The organism is Variovorax soli NBRC 106424, assembly GCF_001591385.1.
GTDB lineage: Bacteria > Pseudomonadota > Gammaproteobacteria > Burkholderiales > Burkholderiaceae_C > Variovorax > Variovorax soli.
The window spans coordinates 1-4,465 of sequence record NZ_BCUU01000185.1; the positions used below are offsets into that span (position 1 = coordinate 1).

At 69.6% G+C, this 4,465-nt stretch carries 3 protein-coding genes and 1 pseudogene; 2 read left to right on the plus strand and 2 right to left on the minus strand.

The genetic code is table 11. The features are described 5' to 3' along the window. On the plus strand, nt 1–1,637 hold a 1,637-nt coding region (locus VSO01S_RS26010), incomplete at its 5' end, for a tannase/feruloyl esterase family alpha/beta hydrolase (RefSeq protein ID WP_068645654.1). A gap of 129 nt (nt 1,638–1,766) precedes the next feature. Continuing rightward, nucleotides 1,767–2,828 (plus strand): AraC family transcriptional regulator, encoded by a 1,062-nt coding sequence (locus VSO01S_RS26015; protein ID WP_068645655.1) that lies wholly within the window; start codon nt 1,767–1,769, stop codon nt 2,826–2,828. Here the strand turns inward: VSO01S_RS26015 and VSO01S_RS26020 are convergent. Both VSO01S_RS26020 and VSO01S_RS26025 read right to left on the minus strand, forming a co-directional pair. After that, the gene (locus tag VSO01S_RS26020; RefSeq protein ID WP_068645656.1) at nt 2,814–3,839 is read right to left on the minus strand and encodes an extracellular catalytic domain type 2 short-chain-length polyhydroxyalkanoate depolymerase; all 1,026 of its coding nucleotides are present in this window, start codon (nt 3,837–3,839) and stop codon (nt 2,814–2,816) included. The genes VSO01S_RS26015 and VSO01S_RS26020 overlap by 15 nt on opposite strands. Before the next feature lie 202 nt (nt 3,840–4,041). Further along, nucleotides 4,042–4,465, minus strand: a pseudogene (locus VSO01S_RS26025) (hypothetical protein); the annotation flags it as partial.

Consider the following 4,465-nt stretch of genomic DNA (forward strand, 5'->3'; position numbering starts at 1 on the left):
ACACGCCCACGACGCCGCCCCCTGTCGCCGCCACGCCCAAGGCCTGCGCCGACCTCGTCGGCATGGAGATTCCTGCCTCGGCCATCGGGCTGCCGACCAGCGGCGGCAAGGTGACGGCGGCAACCGTCACCGCGGCCGCCGGCACCGGCGCGGCTGCGCTGCCCGAGTACTGCAACGTGCTGGCCAGCATTGCGCCGGTCGACCCCACCGCGCCCAGCATCAACTTCCGCCTGGCCCTGCCCACCGCCTGGAACAAGAAGGCGGTCATGTTCGGCGGCGGCGGCTTCGACGGCACCTTGCCCAACGTGGCGGGCAACGTGCCCGCGGGCCCGGCCGACAAGCCCACGCCGCTGGGCCGCGGCTATGCCACCTTCGCCAGCGACTCCGGCCACCAGGCCAACGCCGCCGGCTCGCTCGACGGCCAGTTCCAGCTCAACGACGAGGCCTTCCGCAACTTCGGCGGGCATGCGCTCAAGAAGACGCACGACGCGGCCCTCTACCTGATCAAGGCGCGCTATGCGGCCGGGGCACCGGTGAAGTCGTACTTCGCGGGCGGCTCCACCGGCGGGCGCGAGGCGGTGTCCGTGGCGCAGCGCTGGCCGCAGGACTGGGACGGCATCATTGCCTGGTACCCGGCTTGGAACCAGCTGTCGGCCATGCTGGGCGGCCATCGCATGAGCCGCGCGCTGGCCCAGCCGGGCGCCTACCCGAACACGCCCAAGCGCGCCCTGCTGCTCAAGGCGGTGCTGCAGGCCTGCGACACGCTGGACGGCGTGGCCGACGGCCTGGTCAGCAACCAGCTGAAGTGCAACAGCGTCTTCGATCCCTCGGTGGCCCTGGTGGACGGCGCGCCGCTGCGTTGCGCCAACGGCGCCGACACGGGGGACACCTGCCTGTCTGACGCGCAGATCACCGCGCTCAAGACCATCAACACCGCCACCAGCTTCAACTTCTTCGTGGCCAGCGGCTCCACCGGCTACCCGGGCTACAACGTCTGGGGCGCCGACCTCGGCATTACCAGCAACCCCTCGCCGCTGCAGCCGACCGTCACCTTCCTCAACTTCGGCACCGAGCAGCCGGCCATGCCCGTGCCGGCCGGCGCGCCCTACATCACCAAACAGCTCGACCAGACGATCAAGTACGGCGTGACGCGCGACCTGCAGTTCGACTCGCTCTCGCTCGACCCCGAGAACCCCGGCCCCTGGGGCGCGCGCCTGAGCGAGCTGAGCACGATGCTGGACGTGAGCAGCGACCTGTCTGAATTCGCATCCCGCGGCGGCAAGCTGCTGCTGGCGCACGGCCTGTCGGACGTGCTGGTCAGCACCCGTGCCACTGAACAGTTCTACCAGCGCCTGCAGGCGCAGTTCGGCCCGAGCTACGTCGACGGCTTCGCGCGCTACTACGAAGTCGCGGGCTACGGTCACGCGGTGAGCACCCAGTTCAACGCCACCTGGGACTCCCTCACGGCGCTGGAGCAATGGGCGGAAAACGGCACCGCCCCCAAGGCGCAGGTGACCACCGACACCGCGGGCGTGCCGGGCCGCAAGCGCCCGCTGTGCGACTACCCCGCGTGGCCCAAGTACAAGGGCTCGGGCGACGTCAACGCCGCCGAGTCCTTCACCTGCGCGACCTTCTGATCCATCTCCAAGGGGCCGCGCGGTGCGCGCACATTGCAGCGGCCCCTTCTGTGTGGCATGACGACATAGGCACCGGGCGTGCCGCGCCGCAGACTCCAGCCAGCATCGATCACCTGGCGAGTCCGACGCATGGCACACCCGATACCGCTGCCCTGGGGGCGGCACTACCCTCCCTACCAGATCGCCGCGCTGGTGCGCCTGCTGCGCGGCAAGGGCCTGCCGGCGGACGGTGTGTTCACCAGCGCCGGCCTGGACGCCACGGCGCTCGACGACGTGGCCTGCCGCACCTCGGTGCTGCAGCACCTTGCGGCCTGGCGCCACGCGCTGGAGCTCGAAGCGGACCCCGGCCTGGCGTTCCAGCTGGGGCGCGCCCTGCACCTGCCCGACCATGGCACCTGCGGCCTGATGCTCCTGTCCTGCGACTCGGTGGCCGACTACTTCCGCCTGGCCCAGGCCTACCAGGGCCTGATGCCCGGCGCCCTGGCGCTGGAGGCCCGCACCGAGGGCGGCGATGCCCTCTGGGTGCTCGGCGAAAGCGTCGTGCGCGAGCTGCCCGAGGCCCTGCGCCTGTTCCTGGTGGAGCAGCAGTTCGCCCAGCTCGCCACGCAGATGCAGGACCTGCTGGGCCCCGACGTGCGCCCCACGCTGGCCCGCTTCGCCTACCCCGCGCCGCAGCACCGGGCGATGTATGCCGAGCAGCTGCAGTGCCACTGCGTGTTCGGATGGCATCGCAACGAACTTCGCTTCGACGGCGACGTTCTTTCGCGGCGCCCGAGGCTGGCCAACCCCTTCACCGCCGCCGCGCTGCAGACAGCCTGCGACGGCCTGCTGGCCGAGATCGAGGAATCGGCGGGCTTCGCCGGCAAGGTCTACCAGGCGCTGCGCCTGCTGCCCGATCCGGGGGCGGGCATGAAGATGGTGGCTTCCAGCTTCAAGATGACCGAGCGCACGCTGCGGCGGCGGCTCGCGCTCGAGGGCACCTCTTTCTCGACCATTGCCGACCAGGTGCGGCACAGCATGGCCACCCAGCACCTGCAGCGGCCGGGCGCCAGCGTCGAGCAGATCGCGCTCATCACCGGCTTCTCGGATTCGGCCAACTTCAGGCGCGCCTTCCTGCGCTGGACCGGCATGTCGCCGGCCCAGTTCCGCCGCCAGCAGCAGGCGCGGCGCGGCCGGCTACTGGCTGGCTGAGGCGAGCCGGTCGACCATCGCCTTGACGGCCGAGAGCTGCGCACCGCTTTTTTGCGCATAGTCCCAGCCGTAGAAACCCACCGTGTCCCAGCAGGCGTTGGGATTGCCCACGGTGCCGTTGGCCGGCGTCGGGTACAGGTTCGCATCGGCCTGCGCCTGCGGGAACAGGACGATGATGTTGTTGGTGTCGGCCCAGCGCGTGTAGCCGGTGTTCTTGATGAACCGGTCACCGATGTTCGAGTAGCTCTGCGTGCAGCCATGGACGGCGACATGCAGCTTGCACTGGGTGCCTGCGGCGCAGGACGCCGGCACGTAGACCCAGCCGGTGTTGGCCATGCCCAGGTTGCCGGTGAACTCGCGCTGGTTGAACTCGCGGTAGTTCGCCGCCGCGGGCGCGTTGTTGCGCGGCTGCAGCGTGCCGTAGAACTGCGTCAGCACCGCCTTGGCCCCGTCATAGCCGCAGTTGGAGATGTAGGGCGTCAAGGAGACCGAGCAGGGGTTGTTGCCCGTTGCGCTGAAGTCGGTCGGAAACACATGGGCGGTGTTGGCGCGCTGGATCAGGCTGGCCGCGGGCACGCCGTTCTCGGCGTACTGCGTCTGCACCGCCAGCATGGGGTTGGGGCCGACGGTCGAGTCCTTGGTGCCGGTGAACAGGTAGACCTGCTGCGTGGCGATGTTGGCCTTGTTGTCGATCTGCGCGCCGCTCCAGCTGTCGATGCTGGCCTGCATGGTGCTGAGCATGCCGGCGCTGATGACGTTGTTGTTCTGGCAGTTGCCATAGGCATGGTGGTACTGGCACAGGTAGGGCGTGCCGGCAAAGATGCCCACGCCCCGGAAGGTGGCCGAGTACGCATAGCCCATGTTGATCGCCATCACCGCGCCCGAGGACAGCCCCGAGACGGTGATGCTGGTGGCATCGACATTCAGTGCAGGCAGCGAGACGACCGCGTGGGCCGCCAGGGTGGTGGCACACAGGGCGCCGGCCGCCAGGCCGGATCTGAGCGAAATCATGCTGGCTATCTCCTTGGTTGGGTGATGACTTTCCGAAGCTGCGCACAGGGGCGCAGCTTTGCAGTCTCACTTTCGGAGAGCGGCCGGCAATGTGGGCAAGGCACATCGCCCGGGCGGGGGCGATGTGCTTCGATGCCTCCGCACTTGGGGGCAGGCCCGATGGGCCGGCCGGCCGGAGCCCCGGCACAGGCGATCGTGGCTGCTAGCGCGCTTGCTCCGCCGCCCTCTTCCGCGCTTCGAGCAGCTGCGTCATCGCCTGGGTCTGGGCCGCAGCATCCTCCGCTGCCTTCTCGCTGGCGCGTTGCTTGGCTTGGGCCTGCTTCTCGGCCTCGGCCTGCGCCTGCCGGACCTGCGCCGTCTTGGCCTGCTGGGACTCGCCAGCCTTGCCCTTCATCTGCTCGAGCTTGGCGGCAACGGCTGCTGCGTCTTCCTTGGCGGATCCTTTTTCTCCCGGGGCGCTGGCCTGTGCGGCCCTCGGCTCATCGGGTTTCTTTCTCTTGAACTGCGCAGCCAGTTCATCGGCCTGCTGCTCCAGCGCCGCCGCTTTCTCTTTCATGGCCGCCTTCGCCGGGTTCGCGGCCGATGGCGCGGCCGCGGCCGGCGCCGGCTGCGGGACTGGCTGCGGC